The organism is uncultured Mucilaginibacter sp., from assembly GCF_903913935.1.
Classification (GTDB): domain Bacteria; phylum Bacteroidota; class Bacteroidia; order Sphingobacteriales; family Sphingobacteriaceae; genus Mucilaginibacter.
In genome coordinates, this window is record NZ_CAIWNH010000462.1 from 1 (window position 1) to 2,759 (window position 2,759).

A 2,759-nucleotide genomic window follows, 5' to 3' on the forward strand; every position below is an offset into this window, starting at 1 on the left:
AGGTCGGGTAAAGTACCTGCAGCGTTGAGGGTTACGCAAACAACCGAAATCAATAACTCGTTGGGATAAATCTCATCTAATACGCTTTCGCCTGTAAAACTGGTTTCTTCTGCCTGTAAAACTTCTAACATAGTTTGCTAAACTTTGTGTACACATCATTGTTTCAATAAAAATACCCTATAAGCATATGATGCTACTTCTTCGCCGTAGCAATACATAAATAAATATAATAACATTATACCGCTTTTGTAAACGTGTCAACCTACCATTTGGTATTCCGCGTTAAAAATGTTACGAAATGTATTTTTGAAACCTTAAAACAACAGGGGCAAAACCATGTCAATACTTGCAGGGATTTTTGAGGAGGTATTTGAAAACTATTAATTTCGTAATTATTTGCCAGTCATCAGGACCAATCTCTGTCAATTAGTTTTTTGACTTTTATCCCCAAAAATTGTTTGCGAATGTAATTTAGCTTACTCACCACCGGCTTTTTACGTATAAAAAAAATTGTTTTCCAGTGTTTAAATAAAAGCATCCCCAAGTCTATCGAATAATAGCTCTCCGCCCGCTTTTTATAGGCATTATATATTTGGTTAATAAGCGCCTGGTTTTTATTGGCTTTAAATGAACGGCAAATTTTCAGCCACGACAGCGTGTGCTCGTAATTTTGAATAGACGACATTTTGTAATTGTCTTTATCTCTGGCCATTTTTAAAATATTCGTCTCGCTTTGATCGTGTTGCCGGTATTTTACCAGGCATTGTGGAATAAAGTCTATTGTGCCGATGTTAGTAGCAACATAAGCGAGCCACCAGTCATGAAAATAGCCTTTCCTTAAGGGTAGTGCAGCGTCTATTAGTGTCTTTTTCATTAAAATTGTATGCCCCGAAACGCAATTGAAAAATAAAATGGCTATTGGGTCATCGCCACGGTAAAGGTTCATCAGGTCCGACATCTTCTTATTTATCGAAGTTCCATCGTGGTGGATAAATTCCGAATCGTGGTAAATTAAAACATTGTCTTTTATAGCATCAACCTGCAGCGCTATCTTTTTAACGTCCCAAAGGTCATCCTGATCGCATAGCGCGATAAGTTCACCTTCACATAGTTTTACCGCCTTTTCAAAATTACCTGCAAAACCAAGATTTTGCTGATTTCTGTGTATTTTAAATTGCGGGTACTGACGGGCATAATCTTCCAGGATAGCAAACGTATCATCGGTCGAGCAATCATCAACAACAACTATCTCTATATTTTTATAGGACTGATTAACCAGCCCATCCAGTTGCAGGGATAGAAATTCAGACCCGTTATAGGTACACAATGCTATTGAAACTAAAGGGGCTTCTTTCATTTGGCAAACTTACACGCAATTTTATAAAAATCATCAGGGCTTAAATCGAACTATCCTTTTAGCTTTTACCGACGAACGGACCTTGTCTGCCACATTAAAAATAGATAACCGGCTGCTATTATTATGGAGCAAATTGGTGATCTTGCTTTTGTATTGGTTAATTAAGGCCCTGTTTGCAAATAATTCCCTGTAGCTTTTCCAAATCCATGTTTGCCCAACAAGCAACTTTGGCAGCAAATCAACAATCGTGACCTGCAAATACCAAGCTTTTAACGCCCATCCGTTTAAATGGAGTGCATGAAAGTAAAACCGGTTACGAAAATATATGCTTTTAACCCATTTTGCCGTTTCATAATTTTTTGTGCTTGCTGAAACCTTGTGTCTGCAAACGGAATTATGCTCATAATAACACTTCCAGTTCATGCGCCACGCTCTCACGCTAAGCTCCATGTCCTCGCAATAGAACGGTGAGAACAACTCATAAAAGCCGCCTATTTGTTTTAGCTTTTCGGTGCTGATTAATGCGTTTGCACCCGATAGATAAAACGTATACAAGCGGTCATTTTCATTGTTGGTGTAGTAAAAGTAATCGGTTTTTATTTTAAAGCCATTAAACTTAGGTACCCTTGCCGCGTCCTGTATATGGTCGCCCTCCATATCAATAATGCGTCCCATAACTCCAAAAGTATCCCACCTTAAAAAATACTTCCATTGTGCATCAAAATAGCCCGGAGTAAGTTTCACGTCAGAGTTTAAAAGCAGGATGAGTTCATGCTGAGCAATTTCGATGCCCCTGTTACATGTATAAGAAAACCCCTTGTTTTCGGCATTAACCACCAGGTTCACATTTGGATAAACTGACCTGATAAAATCAACCGAATCATCCTTTGATCCATCATCAACAACAATAATTTCATATACTATCCCTGCCGCTGCAACCACATCACAGGTGTAAGGCAGATACTCCTGCAGCAGGTGCCGGCCATTATAATTGGGAATAACAATTGATACACTTTTCCTGATATCCACCTTTTGCTATTTAATTATTTTATAGTTCCGGTATTCGCTCACCCTCCACCCCGTAAAATCCTCAATTTTTTGCAACAGTTTCCTTCGGAAAGTCATTTTTTTATGGAGTTTTTTTAAGTCGATATCCAGGTTCCAGTTAGTGGCTTCAATCCTTTTTTTCATGACCTGGGGATGGGTACCGGCAAACCGGACTAACCTGTCGGCATTCTTGTAATCAAATTCAAAAGATTCAGGGAGGTTTTGCGCCAGCCAGGTATCATCATGATAAAACTGGTTAAAATTGCGCAATTTATTTTTCAAACCCTCCGGAGGTTTTACCCAGCCATAATGATAGATATAGGCGTCAATCAATTTTACTTTAATTTTACGGTCG

The 2,759-nt window shown here is 38.6% G+C and carries 2 protein-coding genes and 1 pseudogene; all 3 read right to left on the bottom strand.

Features of this window, described 5'->3' with window-relative positions; all coding sequences use genetic code 11:
• Positions 1-406: 406 nt before the first annotated feature.
• Positions 407-1,357, bottom strand: coding sequence for a glycosyltransferase family 2 protein (locus QZY09_RS18460; RefSeq protein ID WP_295674744.1), 951 nt, complete (start codon positions 1,355-1,357; stop codon positions 407-409).
• A 33-nt stretch (positions 1,358-1,390) separates the two neighbouring features.
• Entirely contained in the window at positions 1,391-2,386 is a 996-nt protein-coding gene (locus QZY09_RS18465) for a glycosyltransferase family 2 protein (protein WP_295674745.1), read from the bottom strand.
• 6 nt (positions 2,387-2,392) lie between these two features.
• Positions 2,393-2,759 (bottom strand): annotated as a pseudogene (locus QZY09_RS18470) (glycosyltransferase family 2 protein); the annotation flags it as partial.